Source organism: Coralliovum pocilloporae, assembly GCF_030845175.1.
GTDB lineage: Bacteria > Pseudomonadota > Alphaproteobacteria > Rhizobiales > Cohaesibacteraceae > Coralliovum > Coralliovum pocilloporae.
Window position 1 is genome coordinate 2,249,644 of record NZ_CP132542.1, and the last position, 26,013, is coordinate 2,275,656.

A 26,013-nucleotide genomic window follows, 5' to 3' on the forward strand; every position below is an offset into this window, starting at 1 on the left:
GTGGTGGAAGGAACCTACGAAGCCTTTAGGGCGCAATTGGCAAAGGAAGCCTGGAGAGTAAACCCTCATGGGCCAACTCCAGGCCTTTCTGAGACTTTGCATGGTGTCGAATGCCTGTCGGATGACCAGGCCTGGGCTGTATGCCAGCATCTCTGCAAGAGCCCCGAAAGTCTGGCCCCTCTCGGGGGAGAGGCACGCGACGTCTGGCGGGTTTCTTTTGCTGGACGACCATCCCTTGTCCTGATGTACCGCAAGGTGAGACAACGTGCAGTTCTTGAACGCAATGTACTGGTGCATTTGCGCAAAGCCGGACTGTCTGTCCCGAAAGTGCATGCGGCACAAGGCCACTGGCTTGTGACAGAGGATCTGGGCGATCTGCGATTGCCGCTTGTTCTGTCACAGAAATCACGGCACCAGCAGCAGATTCTCATTGAAAAGGCGCTTCAGTCTCTTCTGACTTTGCAGAAACTGGGACATCAGATTGGTTTGAGCGAGAAGGTCGCCCCCATTGGCAAGAGTGCCAGCTGGGTGAGCAATCTGTCCAATGCGCCGAGAAAACTCGCAAGACTGGCGCAAGTGGAACCAAGTCCGGCTCTTGATCTGGATGGCATTCATCAGCTTCTAACCTGCACGGAACGTCGGTTTATCAAATGGGATGCGCGTCTTGGCAATGCGATGGTCGGGGAAGGTGGTACCATCCGCTGGTTTGATTTTGAGCATTGCGGCACACGCGATCCTCTCGACGACCTTGCCTGGTTCTTTGGTGATGAGACCCTGCCCAACGATCTTGTTCAGGATGACTTCATCTTCGAGGAAATTCTGCCCGCTTTCTGCAGACACCGGCCACAGGCTGCGGGGCAGCGCTATCTCAGGGTAATGGCGACGCTGCACATGTGTATTCGTCTGTCGAATATTCTCATCAAGAAAGACGGCCGGTTGTGGTGGGATAATCAGGCCTGCCTGGACAATGACAGCATACTGGTGACAGAAAGCGGGTTCGCCGCTCTGTGCCAGCGTGCTGCATCATGGGCAGGTCGGGACAAGCTGACAGCACCGCTTGTTGAATGGCTGCTGGATCTGCCCGATCATATCCAGACAGAAAAAACGGCGCTGGTTGGTCCGGTTACGGTTCAGTTTACCTGAAGGACCTACAGCACATTCATTCTATGTCGGTTCACTTGACCGGCCTTTGCTGCTCATGCCACATCTCTGTCAGCACAATGATTAAGAGGGTCCGGCATGAAGCCCACAAGTTCCACCTATACCGGAATGCCGACGACAGTGTTTGAGGTTATGTCCGGCCTTGCCCGCGAGCACGGCTCGATCAATCTGGGGCAGGGGTTTCCAGACACAGATGGACCGGAAGATATCCGCCGGGTTGCAGCTGATGCCCTGATGGAAGGCCCCAATCAGTATCCGCCCATGGTCGGTATTCCGGAGCTCAGGCAGGCGGTTGCTGCTGCCAATAAGCGGTTCTATGGGCTGGATGTGGACTGGCAGCGAGAAGTCTGTGTGACCTCGGGAGCAACAGAAGCCATTTCCGACTGTATCAATGCCCTGGTCGAGCCGGGCGATGAAGTGGTGCTGATTGAGCCGCTCTATGATTGCTATCTGCCGCTGGTGGAGCACGCAGGCGGCATTGTCAAAAGCGTCCGGATCACGCCTCCCGACTGGACGCTTGATCTTGGCGCGCTGGAAGCGGCCTTTTCCGAGAAGACCAAACTGCTGTTGCTGAACAGCCCGCATAATCCGGCGGGCAAGGTTTTCTCACAAACCGAGCTGCAGGCCATTGCCGATCTGCTGCTGAAATATGATGCTTATGCTGTCTGTGATGAGGTCTATGAACATCTGACCTTTGACGGACGACGTCATATCCCGTTGATGACACTGGACGGCATGCGCGACCGGGTGGCACGGATCGGTTCAGCTGGCAAAACGTTCTCGCTCACCGGCTGGAAGATTGGCTATATCACCGCCGCGCCGAACCTTCTTGACCCGATTGCCAAAGCCCATCAGTTCTGCACCTTCACCACACCGCCAAACCTTCAGAAGGCTGTGGCCTACGGGCTGAACAAAGGTGATGACTACTTCACGGGCTTCACCGAAGGGATGCAGGCCCAGCGCGATCATCTGGCCAAAGGGCTTGCGGATATCGGCTTCGAGGTGGCCCCCTGTGAAGGAACCTATTTCATTACGGTTGATGCCCGGTCTGTGGGGCTTGACGGAACGGATGTGGACCTGTGCCGGGACATGACCGTTGAGGGAGGAGTGACGGCTGTTCCGGTTTCCGCCTTCTATCGTTCGGATGCGCCGACCCATTTCCTGCGCTTTTGCTTCTGCAAGCAGACGGATTTTCTGGATAGTGGTCTGGAACGGCTGGCCGCCTGGGTCAGGATGCGGAGAGGTTGATCATGAGCACAGAACAGCTTGAAGCACGGATCGACAGTCTGGAAATCACCATTGCCGATCAGCAGAAAACCATCGACGATCTCAACGAGATGGTCACCCGTCAATGGGACACACTGAAACAGTTTGAGCGGGAAATCCTGAAACTGTCCGGTCAGATAGAACTGCTGGAAGAAGCCAGCCCGGCACCTGAAAACCAGAAACCGCCCCATTATTGAGCGGAAAAAAGAAGAGGCAGCGCGGAGGTGCTGCCTCTTCTCAGTCGCGGAGTGAAAGCTCAAGGCCTAGGCATGAAGCTCCTGGCTGATCCGAGTACCATCGGATGCCGTTCCGCTTTGATTGCTGATCGGTGAGGCGGACGGGTCAGACTTAAGAGATTTGTACAACCCTGTGGCCATGGCAAGGATCACAAATGATATCGGGAACGCAGCAGCAATGGATGCTGTTTGCAGCGCTCCGAGACCACCGGCGACCAGAAGAACAATGGCGGTCGCACCGATACCGAAACCCCAGATAATCCGGAACTTCTTAGGTGGATTGTCGTCACCCATGGACAGCATGGTGGTGATAACCAGCGTGCCGGAATCAGCCGATGTTACGAACCATGATACAAGCAGGAGCGTAGCAAGCGCTGAAAGAGGCCAGGCTGTCCACCCGAGGTCTCCCATCCAGGATGTCGCTCCCAGATTGCCTATTGTGCCATAGAGAGCAGAAGGCAGGTCCCAGTTGCGAACCGTTGTGATAATGCCCGCTCCGCCGTCTGCAGCAGGACCACCCGCCATGTTCATCTCTTGCCAGATCGCGTTGCCGCCAAACATGCAGAGCCAGAAGAAGGCAATGGCCGTTGGTACAAACAGAACGCCGACCATGAATTCACGAATGGTTCGTCCGCGAGAGATACGGGCAATGAACATGCCGACCATCGGAGCCCAGGCAATCCACCAGCCCCAGTAGAAAATCGTCCAGCCACCCTGCCATGAGATGTGTTCTTCGGTGCTGGCTGTCCAGAAGCCCATCGGGATGAAGTTCCACAGATAGTCACCAATTGTGGTGACATAGAAACCGAGGAGCCATTTGAACGGACCTATGAGAACAAAGGCGGCCAGCAGAATCATGGACAGCCAGATGTTCCACTCGGAAATCATCCTGATGCCCTTACCAACGCCGGAAACCGTAGAGATGGTGGCGATAAGGGTAACGACGATGATCAGAATAACCTTGGTGAAGGTTCCGGGGTCAATTCCGAACAGGACGTTCAGACCGGTTGCTATCTGGCTTGAACCAAGACCGAGCGATGTGGCGATACCGAAAACAGAGCCAAACACGGCGAGAAGGTCAACCGTATGACCCCATGGACCATAAATGCGCTCACCAATCAGCGGATAAAGCGCTGACCGCATGGTCAATGGCAGTTTCTTTCGGAAGCCGAAATAGGCAAGGCAGAGCCCAACGATCACATAAAGGGCCCATCCATGGAAACCCCAGTGGAAATATGTGACCCGCATGGCATCAATGGCTCGCTGCATGTCCATTGCGCTATGGCCCGCAAGTTCAGCATGCGGGTTGTTCGGATAACCAAAGGCCCCTGAATTGTCGAAGTAGAAAATTGGCTCGGCAACACCGAAGAACAGGATGCCGATGCCGATCCCTGCCGAGAACAGCATTGCAAACCAGCTGAAATTGCTGAACTCGGGTCTCGCATCATCGTCGCCTAGACGCAGGTTGCCGAACTTCGAGAACATCAGGAAAAAGCAAAAGAGCATAATGCCTGCAAGAACCGTGATGTAATACCAGCTGAGGCCGTTCTCAATCCAGCTGCGTACAGACTTGTAGAGCCCGCCTGCGAATTCAACATTCAGAACGGTGAAGATGACAAATGCCGCGATCATGGCCTTTGAGGCAATGCCCATGCCGGGATGCAGCCCGGTAAAAAAGCCTTTTTGGGCGACAAGGTGATTGTTAGGATTTGTATCAGACAACGATGTCTCCTCCATCAGATGCCCAGGGGGCAAATTTCAGGCAATCAACACAAAGGTCCTTCTTTCCGGAACATTGAAAAATGCCGGATTGCCTGTTCTGTAAGATTTTTGATGCCGTCTTCAGTCTTCAGACCGGCCAGCCTGATGATCACTGGTTGAGCCAGAGACCTTCGCAGCGGATGATCTGCAGCAGCAAGTTGCGCTAGGATCAAGCAGATTGAATTGCAGTTTTCGACAATAAGTCCGCATTATACGACGGATAAGTACAAAATCAGGTCGATAATTTCGTTTCCTGTTGCCGTTGTAAAGAGATGGGTTCCGTAACGGTACTTTCTCGATTCGGAAGAGTGAATGATCTAAACAAGTGGTATCGACTCATCTTTCTCCCCATCTTATGGGGGAGCAGAATGCGACGAAAGGGAAACAGTCATGACGGCCTGTATTGTCGGTTGGGGACACACACCATTCGGGAAACATCAGGACAAGACGGTTGAAAGTCTGATCGTCGAAGCGGCAACAGCGGCTATTGCGGATGCCGGAATTGAGCCGAAAGATGTGGACGAGATTATCCTCGGTCATTTCAATGCCGGGTTCTCGGCTCAGGATTTTACGGCAAGCCTTGTCCTTCAGGCATCCGACGACTTCCGCTTTAAGCCAGCGTTGAGAGTTGAAAACGCCTGCGCGACTGGCTCGGCAGCTGTCCATCAGGGCATCAAGACACTCGCCGCCGGGCAGGCGCGGATTGTGCTTGTGGTGGGGGTCGAACAGATGACCACAACGCCCCCCGCAGATATCGGCAACAACCTGCTGAAGGCGTCCTATCTGCCGGAAGACGGGGACACGCCTGCGGGCTTTGCCGGGGTTTTCGGGATGATCGCCGACAAGTACTTCCAGAGATATGGTGATCAGTCTGATGCTTTGGCAGGAATCGCCGCAAAGAACCACAGAAATGGTGTTTCCAACCCTTATGCCCAGTTGCGCAAAGATCTGGGGTTTGAGTTCTGTCGGGCTGAATCAGACAAGAACCCGTTTGTGGCGGGGCCGTTGAAGCGGACGGATTGTTCGCTTGTCTCAGATGGCGCTGCTGCGATTGTGCTTGCAGATACGGCCACAGCCCTGTCCTTCGACAAGGCGGTGGCTTTCCGTTCTCAGGCCCACGTGTCAGATTTCCTGCCGATGTCGAAGCGAGATATTCTGGACTTTGACGGGTGCTCGGTCGCCTGGTCGCGGGCGCTGGAAGCTGCCCGGCTGACCCTTGACGACCTGTCCTTTGTGGAAACCCACGACTGTTTCACCATCGCTGAACTGATTGAATATGAGGCCATGGGGCTGGCACCAAAGGGCGAGGGTGCCCGCGTAGTTGCAGACGGGACTACACAGATGGACGGCAAGCTTCCGGTCAATCCATCAGGTGGCCTGAAGGCAAAAGGTCACCCCATCGGTGCAACCGGTGTGTCCATGCATGCTCTGACGGCCATGCAGTTGACTGGCAGGGCAGGGGACATGCAGGTCAGCAATCCGAAGCTTGGCGGCATCTTCAATATGGGCGGAGCAGCCGTTGCCAATTATGTGTCGATCCTTGAGCCCATCAAATAGATGAGTGGCATTTTTCCTGTCGCACAGCTGGGCGCTGGCCAGCTGTCACTTGTGATCAGGCCAGAGCCTCATCGGGTGCCCGAGACAGTGTCCGGCTGGGTAACGCATGGCATCACATCGGTCATTTCCATGCTGGAGCATGAAGAAGCCTGCGAGCTGGGCCTTTTGGATGAAGAAGCGGTTTGCCTGGAACGCGGCCTGTCTTTCACCTCTTTTCCAATTCCTGATTTTACCGTCCCGGATGACATGAGCCGCTGTCGAACTCTCGCGGAAACACTGGCGCAGTCGGCGCGGCAGGGCGACCATTTGGCGTTTCATTGCCGGGGAACCATCGGACGGTCTCCGATGATGCTCGCAAGTCTGTTGGTCATTGATAATCGGGAACCCGGAGCCATCTGGTCAATGATCCGGAACGCCAGAGGTGTTGAGGTGCCGGACACGAGGGAGCAGGAAGACTGGCTCTATCGGTTTGCCGACCAGCTCAAGACCAGTTAGGGGGCATCCCGGTCAGGACGCATTTGCTCTTTCTGCCAGTGATCCTGCTTTTGTCGGTTGCTGGAATGGCAGTTCCGTGCCGATCCGGCCAAAGCCTGGAAGCTTGATTGCCGGATAACGGATATCAACACCCGCCACAGCCCCGGCCATATGGACTTCAAGACCTTCAGCCCATCCCAGCGACAGACCGAAGTAACCGCCCAGTGACAGCCGGATGCCGGTATCGCTGGGTGTGGGCGAGAATTCAAAAGCGCGAGGAGAGAAGTCCTTGCCGAAAGCGGTTGGCGGCAGGGCTGCATCAAGGCCGGGTGTATGGGCTATCACATAGGAAACGAACGTGTTCGAGTTGGGGCCGGGCCAGACAGTATAATCGCCCCGCTCACTGTGAGGGTAAGAGCGGATGGCATTGCGGATGGCCGGAATAAGAGCTTCGGCTTCCGCCCCATAGACCGCATGGATCAGACGCGGCTGGTTGCTGTACCAGCGCCCGTCTGCCGCATAGGCGTTGCGTCTTACGGGGCGCCCCCAGCCAACCACGTCATACCGTTCATAACGATTCGCAGCCCTGTCTTTGATAACCAGCCAGGTGTGGTCGGCAAAGATGCCACGCCAGCGCCCGGTCCGTGCCGCATAGATCTGCACAAGCGCCTTATCAAATGTGGACGCCTCTGGTAACTGTCCGGTGCTTGACCAGTCAGCGGCGTGCCAGCTTTGCGGTTGCTCCTGTGTGACCCACAAGGCAGCATGAAGCGACAGGGGCAACAGCCATATGACGAACAGGGCAGCAAGGGTTATCTTGAGCAGTCGAAGGATCATGATTGGTTCAGAATAGAGAAGAAGCCCGCAACAATCAGGCCCCTGAATGGAGGCAAAACCATGGCAGATGGTCGACCGTGTCTCCTGATCTCGGACTTTGCTGATAAAAGTCAGGGGAAAGGCCGTTGACCTCTCCGGCATATTGAGCCACCGTCTGGCGCCTACAGCGTGCTTCTGAAAAGTTGGCAGGCTTTTCAGATAAAAGCTCGCGCAGAAACAAACTCTCAAAACGTGCTTCTGAAAAGTTGATAGACTTTTCGGATAAGAGTGCGCGCAGAAACAGTGTCTCAGAGCTAAAACGAATGAACACTGTTCTGAGAAACGACAGCTAGACGATGCAGTGAAGGACGTGACGTGCATGGATAATCCGGTTCTTGTTGAGGTGACACGCGGGTCGCTCGTTGAATCCCGTCATCGGGGTGCAATCGCCATTGCCGATGCGGATGGGGCGATCGTGCAGGCCATCGGAGATATCGATCGCCCGGTCTTCCCCCGTTCGGCCATCAAGGCTCTCCAGGCCCTGCCTCTGCTTGAGACAGGTGCTGCTGATGCACTGGGGATAACTGCAGAAGAGCTGGCATTGTGCTGCTCATCTCACAATGGTGAAGACGGTCACGTTCATGGCGCGCGCGCGATCCTGACAAAGGCCGGGATGGATGACGGCGCTCTTGAATGTGGTCCTCAGCCGCCATATCACGAGCATGATCAGGCTATTCTGCACAAGACGGATAGTTCACCCTGTCCCATTCACAACAATTGCTCTGGAAAACATGCGGGCTTTCTGGCGTTGGCCAGCCATATGGGCGTGGAGCCGGGCGGATATATCGAAGCGGGCCATCAGGTGATGTCTGAGGTGCGTCAGGCGCAAGCCGAGATGGTGGACTACACCCTGTCTGATGAGGCAAGCGGAACCGACGGGTGTTCCATCCCGACCTATGCCATGCCGCTGAAGAATCTCGCTGTTGCCTTTGCAAGGTTTGGCACGGGCGCAGGGCTTGAGCCCGTCCGGGCAGATGCCTGCAGAAGGCTTTATGATGCCTGCGTGTCCCACCCTTTAATGGTGGCAGGAACCGGGCGTTTTTGTACGAACGCAATGGCGCTCTTTGGAGGCAGGGTCTTCGTGAAGACTGGTGCTGAGGGTGTTTTCACCGCTGCGATCCCGGAACTGGGGCTTGGTGTTGCACTCAAATGCGATGATGGGACGACCCGGGCGTCAGAGGTCATGATGGCGGAGGTCATCAACAGGCTGCTTGATGACGCCTCTGATGTCGAGGGGTTTAGACAGTTGCTGACACCGGAATTGCGGAACCGCAATGACCGGCTGGTTGGCGTGGTCAGGCCGGTGAACTGGTAAAATAGAGCTCCAGAAGGGGTGCGCATTTACCGCTCGTCAACTGCTGACCCGCTAAGGTCAGTTCTGATGAGGGGACCGTGCCGAATGGATGACGTCACATTTCTGTCCAGAATTATCCAGGAAAGCCCTGAAGGGGTTGTCCATGCCGTGTGGCATGATAACCGGCTGGATAGTGATGCTCTGCCCATTGTGCATCTGGACGACGATGGCGGCTTATCGATCTATGGGGTCGATGGCGTTAATCGGAAGACGGCAGATGGCAATCCGGCATCCTCTCCTGTTCCCCCAGCGAGCCGTCACAAGTTTGATGATGGTACCTTGCTGGCGCGGTGCTGGCGTGCAGTTCATATCCTGAATTTTGCAAAACAGGCAAATGATACAGATCGTATCTTTGTGGATGTTCATCCGAATATCTGCGCGGATACGGATGTCATTCCAGCGTCTATCTCCCGGCTGGTGGACGGTATTCTCGGTTGCGGCCTGCGTCTTGAGCAGGTCATCCTGCAGATCAGGTCTGAAGGCTATCCGAACTACGAGAATGTTCTGAAGCTTGTCAGTCTGTCGCGCTCATGCGGATTCCGGATCGCGTTCTCGGGATTTGGTGTGGGTGGGGTCAATCTGGACAGAATGATTGAGCTTGAACCGGAATTCGTCCGTATTCACGAGCACATGCTGCATATGGCCAGAGAAACACCAAATGGTCTTGTCCTGTTGAAGGGGATGGTGCGTATTCTGCGTGATCTGGATATTCACACCATTCTTTGCGGTGTGCACACCGAGTATGATCTGGCCTATGCGCGACAAGCCAATGTCTGCATGGTGACCGGACGGCTGTTTGGAGAGCCTGCACCGATGCAGCCCATGTGTCGCGGCGAAGGGCTGGTCCGGGATGATGTCGCCGTAACTCTGCCGAAATGGCGGTCGGTGGCATAGCTGGAAATCTCGTCAATTCTGACAAGACAAAATTAACGGTGCTTGCAGAAAAGTGGCCATTCGGTTGTCGAAACCTTCAAAAACGAGCGGGAATTAAGTCTTTACCAGAGTGCACCTGTTAGGGTCCGTTAGAACAACAACCGGATCTGCGCAGATGACAGCGGACTACAAGTATTATTCGATCAGGGAAGAGGATGACGGAGAATTGGTCGCCTATTACGGCGATTATACTCTCAGAAGCCATCTTCAGCCTATCCTGGCCTGCGAAGATAACAGCCGTACCGTGCTCATCGGTGCGGAGGCCCTGGCGCGTGTCGCGCTGAACGATCAGCCTATCCGGACAGAAGCATTCTTTGACAATCTGCCAGACAGTGAAGTCAAGGCGCGGGATCAGCTCTGTCGGGCTCTTCATCTGGCCAGCTTTGCGACCGTCAATGATGGTCTGATGCGCCTGTTCCTGAATATCTTTCCTGAATCCTGTGCAAGTGCTGAAGATGCCATTGCCGCAGCCCGGATGATCACTGGCTATCTGTTCCCTCTGGGTATCAATCCCAAGCAAGTCGTCTGTGAAATCATTGAGGCCAAGGTGGATGATCTGGGCGCACTCAAGGAAGTGACCCAGTCCATTCGTGAGGCCGGAGCATTGATCGCGATTGATGATTTCGGCTGCCGGTATTCCAATATTGACCGTATTTTCGAACTGAAGCCGGATATCGTCAAACTGGATGCGATGATTGTCCGTCGAGCCGGCGAATTCAACAGTGGCCCGCGCATGCTGTCTGCGATCATTAACATGATCCACGAGATGGGTGCCCTGGCGCTTGTTGAAGGCATCGAAGGACGCTCGGAAATGGACATGGCGCTTGAATCAGGCGCAGACCTTCTGCAGGGCTATTTCATTGGCAGGCCCACAGCGTCCCAGACCGGTATGGAAGACACCAAAGAGCGGGACAGGAAGAATTTCCTGTCAGGCTTTATCGGCTAATGCATATTCCCGAAAAATGCGTGCGGTTTTCGGATAAGAATATGCTTACAAACAAGTCGATAGAGCATAGAGCATTATGAGTGACTCTGTTTAAGCTCAGTATGCTCTAGCGCCTCAGGCCTTGGTCCGCCATAGGCCCAGTCCAGCAACTCCACAGTATGAACAATCGGCGTTCCGGTGCCGCTTGCCAACTGGGTGATGCAGCCGATATTGCCTGCTGCAATCACATCCGGGTTTGTGCGCATGATGTTGGAAAGCTTGCGCTCCTTGAGTTGCTCTGCGATCTCCGGCTGCATGATGTTGTAAGTGCCTGCCGAGCCGCAGCAGAGATGGCCTTCCGGAACATCCTTGACTGCAAATCCTGCTTTCTTCAGCAGAGCCTTCGGAGTTGTCTTGATCTGCTGGCCATGCTGCATGGAGCAGGCGGAGTGATAGGTTACCTGCAGGCGCTCGGGTAGCTCTCCCTTTGGCAGGGACAGGCTGTCCAGATATTCGGTGATGTCCTTTGCAAGCGCAGAGATTTCGGCAGCCTTTTCCGCGTAAGCCGGATCATCCCGCAGCATATAGCCGTAATCCTTGATGGTCGTGCCGCAACCGGACGCGGTGATCAGAATGGCATCCAGGCCGCCAGCCTGTTTCTCGCGCCACCAGGCATCCACATTGCGACGCGCGGCATCAAGAGAGTCGGTCTCTCGACCCATGTGATGAACAAGAGCTCCGCAGCAACCTTCACCCTCCGGCAGAACAACATCCACGTTCAGCCTGTTCAGTAGGCGTATGGTGGCGTCATTGATCTGGGGCCTCAGAACAGGCTGGGCACAGCCTGTAAGGAGGGCGACCCGTTGCCGTTCCGGCTCCTCGACAGGTGCTGGATAGTGCCCTGGCGCCGGATGATCCGCCTGCGCTAATGATGTGGAGGGGACAAGGGAGAGCATGGCACTGAAGCGCTGCATCGATGGAATCCGGTCAAGAACCGGCTTGAACACGCGTCCGAGTTTCCCGCCCATAAGAGCAAGGCGAAACCGGGAGCGATGAGGCAGAACAAAGACCAGGATGGATCGGATCAGGCGATCCATAAACGGGCGATCATAAGTCTCCTCAATATAGGCGCGGGCATGATCCACCAGATGCATGTAGTGCACCCCTGACGGACATGTGGACATGCAGGACAGGCACGACAGGCAGCGGTCCACATGCCGGACAACATCCGCATTGGCCGGCTTGTCGTTTTCCAGCATGTCCTTGATCAGATAGATCCTGCCACGCGGGGAATCGAGCTCGTCATTCAGCAGAACATAGGTGGGACAAGTCGCCGTGCAGAAGCCGCAATGAACACATGTCCGCAGGATTTTTTCAGACTCTTTGAGCCCGGCATCAAGCAGTTGCTCGGTGGTGAAATTGGTTTGCATGGCAGTCAGAGCCCCTCATACATGCGGCCCGGATTGAGCAGGCCGTGCGGGTCAAAGGCATTTTTCAGAGAGCGGCTGATCTGCATCAGCGGTGAAGCAAGCGGCTGGAATACGGCATTGTTCTGCCGGATGTCTTCACTGGCCAGGGTCAGGGTCGCATGCCCGTCCAGACCCTCAAGAGCTCCGCGGACAAGGCTCGCCCCCCCGTCAGGCAGATCGGTATCAAAGGCCAGCCAGGCAAGACCTCCCGACCAGTCGAGCAATGTCCGTACAGATGCTTCGGACGTGTTGAGTGCCCTGAGGAAGTCAGGCGTCTCTGTCGGTTTCAGGGAGACACGCCAGAGGGAGGCAGCCGGATGCACGAGAAGCGGCTTGACGTCGCGGATTTCACTCCATGTCTGGCGTGAAGCATCTTCCGAAAGGCGTTCCATCTCTCCACCACGGGCCGACAGCTCTTCGGTCAGGCCGTTCAGGCGGTAGACGACGGAAGGGGCAAACCCTTCCACCCGCAGAAGGGTTCTCGGGTCTGTGCCGGGGATATGGGCAGCGCCGGACACCTCAAAAGGTGTTCCCATGGCCTCACAGAGCGCAGCTACGGCATCCTCGACAGACAGCCCGTGAAGAACCAGGGTCTGCTCGGTCTCCGGTCGGGGCAGGAGCTTGAAAGTGACATCCGTCAGAATGGCCAGAGTCCCGTGTGAACCGGCCAGAAGTTTCACCAGATCGTAGCCGGTGACATTCTTCATCACCCGTCCGCCGGAGGAAATCTGTTCCCCTTTGCCATTGATGGCCTGCACTCCGATAAGGCTGTCGCGGGCAGCGCCTGTCTGGATGCGGCGTGGGCCGGAGATGTTGCAGGCGGCAAGCGCGCCCATGCTGGGTGTGCCATTTGTTCCGTAAATCGTCCGGTGATCCATCGGCTCAAACGGCAACATCTGATTGTTGTCTGCCAGCAGTTTTTCAACATCAGCAACAGGCGTGCCTGCCCGTGCAGACAGAACAAGTTCTGCGGGTTCATAGAGAGTTACACCGGTAAGACCGCCAGTGTTGAGGGCATAGTCCGTATGGATGGGCCGCCCCAGACCGGATCGCGTTCCTCCTCCGGATATGGCCACGCTTTTACGCTCACCTGCGGCCTGTTCCATAAACCGCGCCATGGCGTCTGTGCTGTCTGGCTGAACAGGATCGGTCATGGGGCCACCTCGCGACCATCAAGTGGAAACACCTTGGCCGGATTGAGCAGCCATTGCGGATCAAAGACAGACTTGATCCGCCGCTGCTGGGCCAGATCGGTTTCGTTGAACTGATGGCGCATCAGGTCGCGTTTTTCGATGCCCACACCGTGTTCTCCGGTCAGGCATCCCCCCACATCCACACAGAGCTTGAGAATTTCCGAGCCGCAATCCTCGGCCTTCTGAAGACTTTCAGGATCGTTGATATCGTAGAGGATGAGTGGATGGAGATTGCCGTCTCCCGCATGGAAAACATTGGCGACTGCCAAACCCTGAGCTTCGCAGATCTCTGTAATTTTCTGCAGCACATAAGGAAGCTGACCGGTCGGGATGGTCCCGTCCATGCAGAGATAATCAGCAATGCGTCCCATGGCGCCGAAGGCGGATTTCCGGCCTTTCCAGATGGCCGCGCTTTCGGCTTCCGATTGCGAGACCTTCATGATGGACGGACGGTATTCTTCGGTAATGGCGGTGATCCGGCCGATCAGATCCTCGATTTCCTCGTCCGAGCCTTCCACCTCGACAATCAGCAGCGCTTCCACATCCAGCGGGTAACCGGCCTTGGCAAAGGATTCGCAGACTTTGATGGCAGGCTTGTCCATATATTCGATGGCGACCGGGATAATGCCGGAGCCGATAATCGCGGCGACGCAGCGGCCTGCACTTTCTGCAGCATCGAACCCCATCAGGATGGGACGTGCACTTTCTGCCTTGCGCAGGATGCGGACAGTTGCTTCGGTCACCACCATGAACTGGCCTTCGGAGCCATTCATCAGACCCACAAGATCATAGCCCGCACTGTCCAGATGAGCGCCGCCAAGCTCGATGATGGTCCCGTCCATCAGCACGCCTCGAAGCCCGTGCACATTATTGGTGGTCACGCCATATTTGAGACAATGCGCGCCACCGGAATTCATGGCGATGTTCCCCGCTATCGTACACGCAAGCTGGCTGGACGGGTCCGGCGCATAGAAGAACTCTTCGTGCTCAACAGCGGCTGAAATATTCAGATTGGTAACACCAGCCTCAACAGTCGCCGTCCGGTTGGCATAGTCGATATCGAGAACCCGGCTGAGACGTCCGACCCCAAGGACAATGGCATCCTCAGCAGGCAGGGCACCACCCGCCAGTGAGGTTCCGGCACCGCGGGCAACAATCTTGACGCCAGCCCTGTGACAATAGGCAAGGATGGCGGAAACCTCTTCAGTGCTCTGGGGCAGGACGACCGCCAGCGGCACTCGTCTGTACGCGGTCAGGGCATCGGTCTCATAGGCCCGTCGCTCATCTTCCGATGTGATGAGATTTTCGGGCCGGGTGACAACGTTTGCCAGGCCCGAAAGGATCTCATCCCGACGCGCGAGAATGGACGGATCGGGAGCAGGAAGTGCTATGGCAGTCATGGCTCTCTCCAGATTGGTAAAATCTTTTTACCTCTTTGTGTAACTGAAATCAAGTGAGCAGGCTTCCAGGTAGATTTTGTGGCAGGTTTCAGGGGATTTTGTGCGGCTGGCAACCAGGTCTGGTCGCGCGGCATTCTTCACGGGGTACTCAAATCTTTGCGATAACGCACAAACACCGTCAAAGCCTGATAGATTGTTCGCTAACTGGAAGCCTAAGATGGAATGGGAGTTACGACGAATGAAATATGCGCTTGTCTTCGTGGGGGCCCTTGCGGCGGGCATTACATCCGCCCAGGCAGAAGGGGATGCCGCAAATGGCGAAAAGCTCTTCAAACGGTGTGCGGCCTGCCACACAATCGGTGAAGGAGCAAAGAATCGCGTCGGACCGCAACTGAATGGTATCGTCGGACGCCAGATTGCAGCGGTTGACGGCTTCAAATACTCAAAGGCCTTCAAAGCCAAGAAAGAAGCCGAGCCGGATTTCGTCTGGTCCGTGGAAAACCTCGACGGCTTCCTGACCAAGCCCAAGAAGTTCATCAAGAGGACCAAAATGAGCTTCCCCGGCCTCAAAAAGGAAGCTCAGCGCGCTGATATGATCGCCTATCTGAAAACGTTTAATGCGGATGGCAGCGCTGCAGAATAAAAGCGAAGGCAAAGTGCCAGAATGGTATCTGAACTTTGCCTGAATTCTGCCTGAATGCGGATTGAAAAACCGGCCTGCAGATTTGCCTGTGGGCCGGTTTGTTTTTGTGTCTTGCCGCTCTCGACGTGATGGTTTGGTCATGTTAAGCGGGAGTGCTTTCCTCATGTGTTTGTAAGATTATGCTTCGATTAAGAACAGCTTTCCCGGCTCTGTGCCTGACCGTTCTCCTGGCTGCCTGCCAGCCCGACAGCCAGAATGATTTCATTGCCGCTGCCAGCCTGCCGCAACCTGTGACGGCCATTCGGACGGAGCGTGCTGCCACCATTACACCGGAAACGCGTTATGGCAGCAGAGCCCTGAAAAACGCGCTTCCCGGATATGAACTGGAAGGGGTTCAGATTGCGGTTGAAGACCGGACCCTCTGGACGCTCGCAGCCTTTCACAATGGTGAGCAGATGCTGCAGATTCTGAAGGGGGATGACGGGGCAGTCAGTGCTGTTCATGGGGTCAGCCAACGCGTGGCCGGGCCGAATGGTGAGCAGATCGGTATGACCTTTGTGGAGAGCGGGCTCAGACGATCTGAATGCCGGGTCGGTCGCAATCTGTGGCGGGGTATGGCCGTCTGTCAGGCGCGCAACGCTCAGAATGTCAAACTGGTCTTTTCCGTGCCCGGTTATGAAGGTCCGTTCGATCAGATCCCTGAGCCAGCACAATTGCGTACGGCCACCCTGCAGCGGATTGTCTGGACGCCAGAGAACTAAGTGAGAGAACTAAGTCAGAGAATTAGTCCAGAGAACCGGGCCTAAGAAATATCTGAAAACTGATCCAAAAGACCTGCGTGACCTGCGTTCTCCTCTGGGTTATGACCGAGGACTGAACAACGAATCCAGTCTCGGGTGGCGTGATGCGATCGGTTGATGAGCTCTATGATGGTATTCTGGCAGGCAAGCGGGCGGCGCTTGCTCGATCCATTACACTGGTGGAATCCCGCAAACGCGAGCATCGCGAGCAGGCTCAGGACCTGCTGACCCGCCTTCTGCCTCACACGGGCAAGGCGCGTCGGATTGGTATCACCGGTGTGCCGGGTGTGGGCAAATCCACGACGATCGATACATTGGGCAGTAATCTGACGGAAGCCGGTCACAAGGTTGCCGTGCTGGCAGTTGACCCCTCATCCACGCGTACCGGCGGCTCCATTCTGGGTGACAAAACCCGGATGGCGCGGCTTTCGGCTGACCGTAATGCATTTATCAGACCGTCCCCGTCTTCCGGTACCCTGGGCGGTGTCGCAGCCAAGACCCGTGAGACAATGTTTCTTTGTGAGGCTGCCGGATTTGATGTGATCCTGGTGGAAACCGTCGGCATTGGCCAGTCTGAAACCACGGTAGCGGATATGGTCGACTTCTTCCTGGTGCTGATGCTGCCGGGTGCAGGTGACGAACTGCAGGGCATCAAGAAAGGTGTTCTGGAAATCGCTGACATGATTGCCGTCAACAAGGCGGAAGAGGAGGGCGCGTCCCGCGCTAAGGCCGCCGCTGTTGAATATCGCGCCGCCATGCACATTCTGACACCCAAATCCGCGCATTGGACCCCTCCGGTTGTCACGATTTCAGGCCTGGTCAACCAGGGCTTGGACGATGTGTGGCAGAAAATCGAAGACCATCGACGAATCCTGACGGAGAATGGTGCCTTTGAGGAGACGCGGCGGGCGCAATCCGTGCGCTGGATGTGGTCCATGCTGGAAGACAGGCTGATGGAAAGTCTGAAGGCCAATCCGGATGTTTCGGCTGCTCTGCCATCTCTTGAGACCGGTGTCAGAGAGGGCACATTGCCTGCCTCCGTTGCAGTGGACAGAATTGCCGGACTGATGGGTTTATAACCCCCTGCGGACATCGCATCACACCGGATCAGCACGGATTTGTGATGACACCGGCCGAATAAGTGCCCTGATCAATCGTTAACCTTTTGGATGCGGTCTGTTTCATTCTGGAACAGTTCGCTGCGCAGCCTGACGTTGTGCGCGGAAAGTGCCGGAATCTATGGTGAATGTTCCATGAAGACACATGTTTTTCTGGCATCACCTTTGCACCTCATGGCCATGGGGTTGACCGGAAGGTGTAGGGATTATGGTCACGAGACGGATTTTATTGACTGCAGGAGCCCTGGCGGGAACGCTGGCGGCAACGAAGGCTGTCAGCCTGACATCTGCCAGTCTGGACACGGTAGCCAGTGCAGCGCAGCCACGCCTCAGGCCCGGACTCCTGGACGATCAGAGCTATTGGCTGCAACAGGCCATCAATCAGGCTGCGCTCGACAAGCAACCGCTTGAGCTGCCCGCTGGTGTCTTCAAGGTCTCTAACATCACAATCCGCAACAAACGCCTTCTGATCCGCGGCGTGCCCGGGGCAACGAGATTGCTTTATGGCGGCGGCGGTCATCTGATCTCGGGTGAGGATCTTGAAGAAGTCCGGATGGAGGGCGTCGTTCTTGATGGTGGCAATCTGCCTCTTGGCGATTATGTCTCAGGTCTGCTGCATCTGTCGAACTGTCCGGATCTCACACTCGATCAGGTATCCTTCAGAAATTCCACAACAGGCGGGGCCTATCTGGTGCGGGCCGGAGGGCGCATTGCCAATTGCCATGTCCGCGATGTGGCTGATACCGGTCTCTTCAGCATTGAGGCACAGGGCCTGTCGATCCGCGACAATGATATCGCCCGATGCGGCAATGGCGGGGTGCGGGTCTGGCGCTGGGCTGACGGGGAAGATGGCACCATCCTGACGGGAAACAGGATTGCGGATATCGGCTCAGACAGTGGTGGAACAGGGCAGAATGGCAATGGAATCAATATTTTCCGAGCCAATTCCGTTATTGTTGCCAACAACCATATCAGTGACTGCTTCTTCTCTGCCATTCGTGGCAATTCAGCAAGCAATGTGCAAATCATGGGGAATTCCTGCCGTGGCCTCGGGGAGACCGCTATTTATGCGGAATTCGGCTTTGAGGGCGCTGTCATCTCCAACAACATTATCGATGGAGCGACCACGGGGATCTCGATCACAAATCTGGATTCCGGCGGGCGGCTGGGCGTCTGCTCCGGCAATCTTATTCGCAATCTCAATCCTCATACAAAAAGCCCGGCGGGTGATCTGTCCTTCCTTGGTACCGGCATTGCGGTTGAGGCGGACACAGCAATCTCCGGCAATGTGATTGAGAACGCGCCCGCCATTGGCATGCTGCTGGGCTGGGGTCCCTATATGCGGAATATCACGGCTACAGGCAATCTGGTGCGCAAGGCCGGTATCGGTATCGGAGCGTCAGTGGTTGACGGCGTCGGCTCTGCTGTCATCACCGATAATGTGATTGCAGACGCGCAGAAAGGTGCGATCCTGGGGATGCAATGGACAAAGATTGTCTCAGATGATCTGGCCCGGACGGACAGGCAGCCCTACGCAAACCTGACGGTTAAACGCAACCGGGTGGTTACGAGCTGACATAATAAAAAGGGGCCGGAAAGGCCCCTTGATCAATTCAAGCCGCGCAGCGTGCTTATTTCACGACCACCTTGGCACCGACTTTCACCCGCTTGTACAGATCGGTGACATGGTCATTGACCATGCGGATGCAGCCTGATGACATGTTGTAACCGATGGTCCATGGCGCATTGGTGCCATGGATGCGGTAAATCGTGTCACGACCGCCCTTGTAGAGATAGAGCGCGCGTGCGCCGAGCGGATTGTCGGGGCCGCCTGCCATGGAAACTGGCAGCTTGATACCCTTGCGGGCTTCACGGATACGCATTTCCGGTGGAGGTGTCCAGCGCGGCCACTTGGCCTTGCGTCCGACCTTTACCTTACCGGACCAGCCAAAGCCGTCACGTCCAACACCAACACCATACCGAACAGCCTTGCCGTTATCGAGGACGTAGTAGAGGTAGTGTTTCTTGGTATCGATAACGATTGTGCCCGGCTTTTCCTTGGTGGAATAGCTGACCGTCTTCTGCCGGAAGCGGCGGGGAATGACGCGGGACCGCGCCTTGATACGGTTGACGGTGATATAGGTCCGTGTCACCGGATCGAAATAACGCTCGTCGCCGGTATTCGCCTGAACGGCTGGAACCGTCAGGGAAAGTGCCAGAAAACCGGCAAGAAACGTGAGCATGCTGCGCATGGTTGCCTCATTCGTTCAAACATCTGACTCGCAATTGAATGGGCGAACCATACTGGACCGTTGGTTCTATGCCAAGCAAAACTGCGACAATCCGTCAGATTCCGACCAATTGCCGATGTCACCGGATTTCCTGAAGCAAAAAAAGGGGCAGATGACCGCCCCTTAATATCGTCGTATGTCTTTGTCCGCTCGGGATCAGAGAACGACCACCTTGGCGCCCACCGGAACCCGCTCATAAAGATCGGTTACGTCCTGGTTCCGCATGCGGATACAGCCGGACGATACAGCATGTCCGATGGTCCAGGGCTGATTAGAGCCGTGAATGCGATAAAGTGTTGATCCCAGATAAAGCGCACGGGCGCCCATTGGGTTTTCCGGTCCGCCCGGCATAAAGCGCGGCAGGATACGGCCCTTCTTCTTCTCGCGGGCAATCATTTCCGCTGGCGGACGCCAGTTCGGCCATTCTGCCTTGCGGGTCACCCGGTGCGAACCGGCCCACTCAAATCCAGGCTTGCCGACACCCACGCCATAGCGCCGGGCCTTGCCGTCTTTCATCACCAGATAGAGATACCGGTCATTGGTATCAATCACCAGCGTGCCGGGCTTGTGTCCGCCATAATAGGAGACCACCTGCGGCAGGAACCGCTTTGGCAGCGTGCGCGAATAGCGCGGCTTGTTCTTTTTCTGAGTACCACGGGATGCGGTACGATAGCCCTTCTTGCGCTTGGCACTGCGGACAACCGGATCGGCGATTGTGGCCTGCCGTTTGCGTGGCTGCAATTGCAGAACCCATGGATCGGCCAGATCCGGTGACAGGACAACCGGCGGACGCGGTATCGAATAACGATCCTGCGCTTCTGCGATGCCTGTCAGGGCAAACAGGCCGAGACCTGCTGTCACAAGGCTTTTCAAAACTGTTTTCATCGGTCTACTCACAACTCTTGGTCCAATGACAACTCTGTTGTGAAGATGGACACGGATGCCTCAACCAGGCTCCCAGCCTGGCAATCTGGCATATATGTCCCCCAACCGGATCCGCGTTGTCACACGCAAAGCCGGAGCTCCCATCTTCAGGTCCCCACTATCAGGAAGAATGGAATCCGTTCGGTGAATCCGGAAGCCGGAAATCGTTTATAGGTTAATGGAACCCTAACAACTTAATTCAAATGCAATCGATTGGATTAAGGTTTCTAGGTCCTGATCCTAGGCCTAACGGCTCTGCGCCTGGATTGTCCTGCGGGCATCGCGAATGATGAAGGGCAGGAAGGACAGTGTCTCCTCAGCGCGCATTCCGGGCTGGATGCGCGGATCATAGAGCATATTCAGAATGAACCGGTCAAGGCGGGTAAAACGGGAATGGCTGGAATAGTCGTTGAAGATACTGTCAGCCAGATCATCATGATCATTCAGAGGACCGAGCCCCTGCAGCACTTCCTCAATCAGACAGCGACGGAACAAGTACTCCCCTTCATCTGCCACAATGACAGCAGTGCTGGCTGTTATCCGCCCGAGGCCGTCTGAGTCCACCTGTACCATGCATTTGCCCGGCACGAGCGCCGTAGGATCGCGGAATATCTCGTGGCGTGCCACAGCAACATATTGCTCCCGGTCAACAATAAAGACCCGGAAATTGGCCAGCTCTGCGCGACCAACCAGCTGGACAGCAATGCCGCGAATGGATGAATTCAGGCTGAGGACGAAATGCTGAGCTGTCCCAAGGCGATTGGTGCGTGACAGGTTCATAATATGAAACCGCACCGGTACGATATATTTCTTCACATGCGCATTTACGCCACCAAACCAGGACAAAAACCCATCTGAATATTCAACGTCAAAAACGGTCTTCAGGAAAGCATCCTGCAGGACGGCATCGCTGTAGCGATCAGCAGCCTGCAGGGGGGAAGGGAACAGGACGCAGGCCAGAAACCATCCGCAGAGAATGCGGCGCAACAGCATCAGTCTGGTGCGTGGTAACATCGGGTCTCCATTGCAAGGCCTGTTTTGCAAATGCCGGAAAACTCTACTCGAACCGAATTTCGGGGCAAGCCCTTTATGAGTGATGTGGGGTATTCTTGTAAGAAATTGATGGTTTTCGGGAACCGATTGTTAAGGCTCTCGATTCTAAACTGAGCGCGGGATTAAACACTGGGATAAGTTGTAGGGGTGGTCAATGGCGCGGGTGCAGCGAGCCTTCAAGATTGAACATATGGCAGCGGGAGGCGAAGCACCGCTTACGGAAGAAGCGCGTCATGAAGAGCTTCTGTCTGAAATTCGTGCTCTGAAAACGCATATGCAGCCACAGGCGGACTCAAGTCAGCAGGTGCTTGAAAGCTACAAGCATGAAATGCAGGAAGCGCTCAAGCTCAAGGCTGAACTCGATTCAATCTATGAGGCGATTGCCCAGACCAAGCGCGAGATTGCCACACTCCATCATTCCGGCTTTCAGGGTGAGGAAATGGGGCGTGTCTCAGATGAACTGGACGCGGTGGTCCAGGGAACAGAATCTGCGACTGAAGCCATTCTCACTGCAGCTGAATCAATCGATGAACATGCTGAAAGCCTGTCGAAAATGCTGACGGGTGAAGAAGAGATCCATGCCAATCACATCTCTGAAAAAGTCATTGAGATCTTTGAATCCTGTAACTTCCAGGATCTGACTGGTCAGAGGATTACCAAAGTGGTCAACACGCTGAAATTCATCGAGGGTCGTGTTGTCAACATGATGGACATCTGGGGCGGAATGGAAGCCATGGCAGATGTTGAAGTTGAGTCCATGCCTCAGCGTGAGGGTGATGATGCACTGCTGAACGGCCCGGCACTCGACACTGATATGGATGTTGCATCTCAGGATGACATCGACGCCCTGTTCGATTAAGCGGACAGGCAGACTGTGCCAGGGCCCCGGCCCTGGCAGAGCTTTCAAGCTTCACACTTTGCACCTATTTCGGCTTTTTGATCGCATCATGATCAACAAGGTCCCAGCCCATGCCTGCATTACGATAAAGACGCTTCGCCTTTTTGGGATAATCCCCCATATCATGAGGCAGGCGGTCTCCGACAACGATACACTTCAACACCGTGTTGCCACTATTGTGAATTGAGTGGGGCAGGCCTCCCTTACGGTATCCGATGAAATCACCAGGGCTAATAGTGAAGGCTTCATCGCCGATAAAGGCGGTTGCTTCACCGTCCAGCACATAGACGCATTCATCTTCGCAGTGATGCAGATGATACTCCGTTGTGTCGTATCCCGGCTCCACCTCAATCAGATGAAAGCCAAAGCCTGTAAGTCCGGTTAAATCGCCGAGAGACTTGTTTATGCGCTGGGCATTGGCATTGAGAAAGTGAATTTTGGTCTCGCCATCCATCGCCGCAATCTCATCGGCCTTGATGAGATAGACGGCATTCCCATCATCGTCGGGCCTGCTGTTGCTCATCGCGTTTCTCCTTTGTTTGTAGAGCCTCGACTCTATCGGCCAGTGTAGGCGCGCTGCCCTGTCTGGACGAGGCAGATGAGGTAAAGCTGTCTGTTTTCGTTCAATTCTCCGGCATGTATTCGCATTTTTCGCGTTTTCGTCTTATTGTGTCTGCAGACTATCGCTGGGCAAGCCCGCCTGGAACAGGCTGTCATTCAGAGGGGGGCTCCGCTATTTGGAGCCGTAGAATTATGATCAAGCGTCAGTTTATCGCAGCAGGACTTGCTGTGACCTTTGCATTATCATCCATCGTGCCGGCATCTGCGGCAGGATTTTCAACGCCATCCGGTGCCGTGAACTGGTCAGGTGTGGCCGCGGTCAACAATGACCGGCCGGTGATTCAGGTTCATCGTATTGGCAAAAAGCATTCTCACAAGCGTAAGAAAAAACGACGGGCTGCGGTTGGAGCTGCAGTAGCCGGTGCCGTGCTGCTTGGTATCCTGGGAGCAGCAGCTGCCAGTGCCAATGATCATGACGATGATTATATCGACTATGATGAACGCAATCTGCGACGTAACTGGCGGGCCTGCGAAAATGCAGTTCACCATGAATTGCGTCGCGAAGGCGGACGTCGTATTCGGGTCAGGAACCCGGATGAGGTCGTCTACCTGTCGCCAGGCCGTCACCGGATCTTTGGTCGGGCAAAGGCCCGCCGCATTGGCCGGGTCGACTATCGCTGTACAGCAAAGCGCGGTCGTGTACAGCGCCTTCGTATCTTCTGATATCGCTACGCAATGAATGCCAAAAGACCGGATGAGCTCAGCATCCGGTCTTTTTATTTGTGTCGGAATCGGTTATTGAACAAAAGAAGAACATTCGGGAGGTGCAGGATGTCAGAAAATGGTCTGATCACTGGGGAAGATGGCAAGACACGGTGCTGGTGGCACGGTAACCTGCCGGACTACACGCGCTATCATGATGAAGAATGGGGGCGGCCTGTTACTGATGATACGCGCCTGTTTGAGAAAATCTGTCTGGAAGGTTTCCAGTCCGGTCTGTCCTGGCTGACCATCCTCCGCAAGCGCGAGAATTTTCGCAAAGCCTTCGCCGGGTTTGATATTGCCAGGGTTGCTGCCTTTACAGAGGACGATGTTGAGCGACTGGTGCAGGATGCGGGCATCATCCGCCATCGCGGCAAGATCAATTCCACCATCAACAACGCAAAGAGGGCAATGGAGCTGCAACAGGAGTTCGGCAGCCTGGCGGCCTATTTCTGGGCCCATGAGCCAAAGCCGGAAAACCGTCCTGCCATGCTTGACCATGCAACGGCCATGACGCTTGGCAAGACAGCTGAATCCACGGCTCTCTCGAAAGAGCTGAAGAAACGTGGCTGGTCTTTTGTCGGCCCCACAACAGTCTATGCCTTTATGCAGGCTATGGGCCTTGTGAATGATCATCTGGAGGGCTGCTGCTGCCGGGAGGAGGTTGAGGCTGAACGTCAGGCGCTCAAACGGCCTGGATGACACATTTCCGGGCGACCCGCAAAGAGGTTCGCCTTGCGACCCAACCCGGCTTCGTATAGGAAAGGCCTGCTCAATTGCTGCACTGCCAACCTCTTGGCATGCATCATGATACACGAACCGGAACGGGGCATTGGCACGGTGTCAGATGCCCTGATGAGTTAGAAGTCGATGGCCAAGAAAAAATCAGACAAGCTGAAAGCGCGCCTGCCGCGCGGTTTTGTAGACCGCCCGGCAAATGAGATCAGAATGACCGACAGGATGATCACAGCCATCAGACATGTCTATGAGCTTTATGGTTTCGACCCGGTCGAGACGCCGATGTTCGAATATACAGATGCGCTGGGCAAGTTTCTGCCTGATCAGGACCGGCCCAATGAAGGCGTGTTCTCACTACAGGATGATGACGAACAGTGGATGAGCCTGCGCTATGATCTGACAGCGCCACTGGCCCGCCATGTGGCAGAGAATTACGATCGCCTGCCAAAACCTTACCGCACGTATCGGGCCGGTTATGTGTTCCGCAATGAGAAGCCGGGGCCAGGGCGGTTCCGTCAGTTCATGCAGTTCGATGCCGACAGCGTTGGTGTGCCAAATGTCTCAGCAGATGCCGAAATCTGCATGATGGCCTCTGACGTGATGGAAAAACTCGGTATTGGCCGTGGTGATTACGTGATCCGGGTCAATAACCGCAAGGTCCTCGACGGGGTGATGGACGTCGCTGGCATTGGTGGCGAGGAGCAAGCTTCAACACGTCTGACCGTTCTGCGGGCGGTGGACAAACTGGACAAGTTCGGCCCGGAAGGGGTCAGGCTTCTCCTCGGTGAAGGGCGCATGGATGAGTCCGGTGATTTCACCAAGGGCGCCGGGCTGGGTGATGAGGCTGCCGCCAAGGTGATTGCCTTTGTGGAAGCCGGTGGCGGCACACCGGATGAAACCATCGGTAATCTGCGGGCGCTGATCGGTTCGTCCGAGCGCGGCGCGGACGGTGTTCAGGAACTGGCTGATATGGCCGCTCTCTTCGCCGCTGCCGGATATGAAAGTGATCGCATTCTGATCGATCCATCCGTGGTGCGCGGCCTTGAATATTATACCGGTCCTGTCTTTGAGGCCGAGCTGACCTTTGAAGTGACCGGCGATGATGGCAAGCCGGTCCGCTTCGGTTCTGTCGGCGGTGGTGGTCGCTATGATGGCCTGGTTGGTCGGTTCCGTGGCGAGGATGTTCCTGCAACAGGCTTTTCGGTTGGCGTCTCCCGCCTTCTGGCCGCTCTGAAGACCCTGGGCAAGGGAACGGAGACCGAAAGCGCCGGGCCGGTTGTCGTTCTGATCATGGACCGGGATCGTGTTGCTGATTATCAGAAGATGGTGACTGAGTTGCGCTCTGCGGGGATCCGCTCCGAGCTTTACCTCGGCGGTTCGGGCATGAAGGCGCAGATGAAATATGCAGACCGTCGCAATGCGCCGGTGGCCATCATCCAGGGATCTGATGAGAAAGAGCGCGGGGAAGTCCAGGTCAAGGATCTGATCGAGGGCAAACGCCTCTCAGGTCAGATTGAGGACAACGAGACATGGCGTGCCAGCCGCCCGGCGCAGGTGACTGTGCCGGAAAGCGATCTGATCAGCGCCGTGCGCGATATGCTGGAAGCTGGAGAATAGGGC

The 26,013-nt window shown here is 55.6% G+C and carries 25 protein-coding genes; 16 read left to right on the forward strand and 9 right to left on the reverse strand.

Going from position 1 to position 26,013, the window contains the following annotated elements; genetic code table 11:
• Positions 1–3 precede the first annotated feature (3 nt).
• The 3 genes from RA157_RS10405 (at position 4) to RA157_RS10415 (ending at position 2,624) form a co-directional block, all read left to right on the forward strand.
• Complete coding sequence (locus RA157_RS10405) at positions 4–1,143, forward strand: phosphotransferase (RefSeq protein ID WP_350333055.1); 1,140 nt, start codon at positions 4–6, stop codon at positions 1,141–1,143.
• A gap of 96 nt (positions 1,144–1,239) precedes the next feature.
• Positions 1,240–2,409 carry an aminotransferase gene (locus tag RA157_RS10410; RefSeq protein WP_350333056.1) on the forward strand — a complete coding sequence of 390 codons (1,170 nt, stop codon included), beginning with the start codon at positions 1,240–1,242 and terminating at the stop codon, positions 2,407–2,409.
• Between the two features lie 2 nt (positions 2,410–2,411).
• The gene (locus RA157_RS10415) at positions 2,412–2,624 is read left to right on the forward strand and encodes a SlyX family protein (RefSeq protein WP_350333057.1); all 213 of its coding nucleotides are present in this window, start codon (positions 2,412–2,414) and stop codon (positions 2,622–2,624) included.
• 66 nt (positions 2,625–2,690) lie between these two features.
• Here RA157_RS10415 and RA157_RS10420 read toward each other — a convergent pair whose 3' ends face one another.
• Positions 2,691–4,385, reverse strand: a complete 1,695-nt coding sequence (locus RA157_RS10420) for a BCCT family transporter (protein ID WP_350333058.1) — start codon at positions 4,383–4,385, stop codon at positions 2,691–2,693.
• Positions 4,386–4,814: 429 nt separating this feature from the next.
• Between RA157_RS10420 and RA157_RS10425 the strand changes: the two genes are divergently transcribed.
• A complete protein-coding gene (locus RA157_RS10425) occupies positions 4,815–5,981 on the forward strand; it encodes an acetyl-CoA acetyltransferase (RefSeq protein ID WP_350333059.1) in 1,167 nt (388 codons plus the stop codon).
• A complete protein-coding gene (locus RA157_RS10430; RefSeq protein WP_350333060.1) occupies positions 5,982–6,476 on the forward strand; it encodes a protein-tyrosine phosphatase family protein in 495 nt (164 codons plus the stop codon). It begins immediately after the preceding gene.
• Positions 6,477–6,488: 12 nt separating this feature from the next.
• Here the strand turns inward: RA157_RS10430 and RA157_RS10435 are convergent, their stop codons facing one another.
• Positions 6,489–7,292 carry a DUF3750 domain-containing protein gene (locus tag RA157_RS10435; RefSeq protein WP_350333061.1) on the reverse strand — a complete coding sequence of 268 codons (804 nt, stop codon included), beginning with the start codon at positions 7,290–7,292 and terminating at the stop codon, positions 6,489–6,491.
• Between the two features lie 358 nt (positions 7,293–7,650).
• On the opposite strand from RA157_RS10435, the gene RA157_RS10440 reads away from it, so the two are divergent.
• The 3 genes from RA157_RS10440 to RA157_RS10450 all read left to right on the forward strand — a co-directional run bounded on the left by RA157_RS10440 (position 7,651) and on the right by RA157_RS10450 (position 10,564).
• The gene (locus RA157_RS10440) at positions 7,651–8,646 is read left to right on the forward strand and encodes an asparaginase (RefSeq protein ID WP_350333062.1); all 996 of its coding nucleotides are present in this window, start codon (positions 7,651–7,653) and stop codon (positions 8,644–8,646) included.
• Positions 8,647–8,730: 84 nt separating this feature from the next.
• The gene (locus RA157_RS10445; protein ID WP_350333063.1) at positions 8,731–9,579 is read left to right on the forward strand and encodes an EAL domain-containing protein; all 849 of its coding nucleotides are present in this window, start codon (positions 8,731–8,733) and stop codon (positions 9,577–9,579) included.
• A 154-nt stretch (positions 9,580–9,733) separates the two neighbouring features.
• On the forward strand, positions 9,734–10,564 hold the full coding sequence (locus RA157_RS10450; RefSeq protein WP_350333064.1) for an EAL domain-containing protein: 831 nt from the start codon (positions 9,734–9,736) through the stop codon (positions 10,562–10,564).
• A 74-nt stretch (positions 10,565–10,638) separates the two neighbouring features.
• On the opposite strand, the gene glcF is transcribed toward RA157_RS10450, so the two are convergent.
• From glcF to RA157_RS10465, 3 genes are read right to left on the reverse strand one after another with little or no spacing between them, the layout of a single operon-like run.
• Positions 10,639–11,973, reverse strand: a complete 1,335-nt coding sequence (gene glcF / locus RA157_RS10455; RefSeq protein WP_350333065.1) for a glycolate oxidase subunit GlcF — start codon at positions 11,971–11,973, stop codon at positions 10,639–10,641.
• 5 nt (positions 11,974–11,978) lie between these two features.
• A complete protein-coding gene (gene glcE / locus RA157_RS10460) occupies positions 11,979–13,166 on the reverse strand; it encodes a glycolate oxidase subunit GlcE (protein WP_350333066.1) in 1,188 nt (395 codons plus the stop codon).
• Positions 13,163–14,605: an FAD-binding oxidoreductase gene (locus tag RA157_RS10465; protein WP_350333067.1), complete on the reverse strand. Its 1,443-nt coding sequence runs from the start codon at positions 14,603–14,605 to the stop codon at positions 13,163–13,165. Before RA157_RS10465 ends, glcE begins: the two co-directional genes overlap by 4 nt.
• Before the next feature lie 238 nt (positions 14,606–14,843).
• Here RA157_RS10465 and RA157_RS10470 point away from each other — a divergent pair, with 238 nt between their 5' ends.
• The 4 genes from RA157_RS10470 (at position 14,844) to RA157_RS10485 (ending at position 18,742) form a co-directional block, all read left to right on the forward strand.
• Positions 14,844–15,248 carry a c-type cytochrome gene (locus RA157_RS10470; RefSeq protein ID WP_350333068.1) on the forward strand — a complete coding sequence of 135 codons (405 nt, stop codon included), beginning with the start codon at positions 14,844–14,846 and terminating at the stop codon, positions 15,246–15,248.
• Between the two features lie 179 nt (positions 15,249–15,427).
• On the forward strand, positions 15,428–16,009 hold the full coding sequence (locus RA157_RS10475; protein ID WP_350333069.1) for a DUF1131 family protein: 582 nt from the start codon (positions 15,428–15,430) through the stop codon (positions 16,007–16,009).
• Positions 16,010–16,152: 143 nt separating this feature from the next.
• Positions 16,153–17,127, forward strand: a complete 975-nt coding sequence (gene meaB / locus RA157_RS10480; protein ID WP_350333070.1) for a methylmalonyl Co-A mutase-associated GTPase MeaB — start codon at positions 16,153–16,155, stop codon at positions 17,125–17,127.
• 247 nt (positions 17,128–17,374) lie between these two features.
• Positions 17,375–18,742: a TIGR03808 family TAT-translocated repetitive protein gene (locus RA157_RS10485; protein WP_350333071.1), complete on the forward strand. Its 1,368-nt coding sequence runs from the start codon at positions 17,375–17,377 to the stop codon at positions 18,740–18,742.
• 55 nt (positions 18,743–18,797) lie between these two features.
• Here RA157_RS10485 and RA157_RS10490 read toward each other — a convergent pair whose 3' ends face one another.
• The 3 genes from RA157_RS10490 to RA157_RS10500 all read right to left on the reverse strand — a co-directional run bounded on the left by RA157_RS10490 (position 18,798) and on the right by RA157_RS10500 (position 21,395).
• Positions 18,798–19,418: a L,D-transpeptidase gene (locus RA157_RS10490; protein WP_350333072.1), complete on the reverse strand. Its 621-nt coding sequence runs from the start codon at positions 19,416–19,418 to the stop codon at positions 18,798–18,800.
• A gap of 195 nt (positions 19,419–19,613) precedes the next feature.
• Entirely contained in the window at positions 19,614–20,342 is a 729-nt protein-coding gene (locus RA157_RS10495; RefSeq protein WP_350333073.1) for a L,D-transpeptidase, read from the reverse strand.
• A 285-nt stretch (positions 20,343–20,627) separates the two neighbouring features.
• Positions 20,628–21,395, reverse strand: a complete 768-nt coding sequence (locus RA157_RS10500; RefSeq protein WP_350333074.1) for a DUF2927 domain-containing protein — start codon at positions 21,393–21,395, stop codon at positions 20,628–20,630.
• Positions 21,396–21,588: 193 nt separating this feature from the next.
• Here RA157_RS10500 and RA157_RS10505 point away from each other — a divergent pair, with 193 nt between their 5' ends.
• Complete coding sequence (locus RA157_RS10505) at positions 21,589–22,293, forward strand: protein phosphatase CheZ (RefSeq protein WP_350333075.1); 705 nt, start codon at positions 21,589–21,591, stop codon at positions 22,291–22,293.
• Between the two features lie 64 nt (positions 22,294–22,357).
• Here RA157_RS10505 and RA157_RS10510 read toward each other — a convergent pair whose 3' ends face one another.
• Complete coding sequence (locus tag RA157_RS10510) at positions 22,358–22,855, reverse strand: cupin domain-containing protein (RefSeq protein ID WP_350333076.1); 498 nt, start codon at positions 22,853–22,855, stop codon at positions 22,358–22,360.
• 230 nt (positions 22,856–23,085) lie between these two features.
• Here RA157_RS10510 and RA157_RS10515 point away from each other — a divergent pair, with 230 nt between their 5' ends.
• The 3 genes from RA157_RS10515 to hisS all read left to right on the forward strand — a co-directional run bounded on the left by RA157_RS10515 (position 23,086) and on the right by hisS (position 26,010).
• Positions 23,086–23,616 (forward strand): hypothetical protein, encoded by a 531-nt coding sequence (locus RA157_RS10515; RefSeq protein ID WP_350333077.1) that lies wholly within the window; start codon positions 23,086–23,088, stop codon positions 23,614–23,616.
• A gap of 108 nt (positions 23,617–23,724) precedes the next feature.
• Positions 23,725–24,357 (forward strand): DNA-3-methyladenine glycosylase I, encoded by a 633-nt coding sequence (locus tag RA157_RS10520; RefSeq protein WP_350333078.1) that lies wholly within the window; start codon positions 23,725–23,727, stop codon positions 24,355–24,357.
• Positions 24,358–24,525: 168 nt separating this feature from the next.
• Complete coding sequence (hisS, locus tag RA157_RS10525) at positions 24,526–26,010, forward strand: histidine--tRNA ligase (protein WP_350333079.1); 1,485 nt, start codon at positions 24,526–24,528, stop codon at positions 26,008–26,010.
• Positions 26,011–26,013 lie beyond the last annotated feature (3 nt).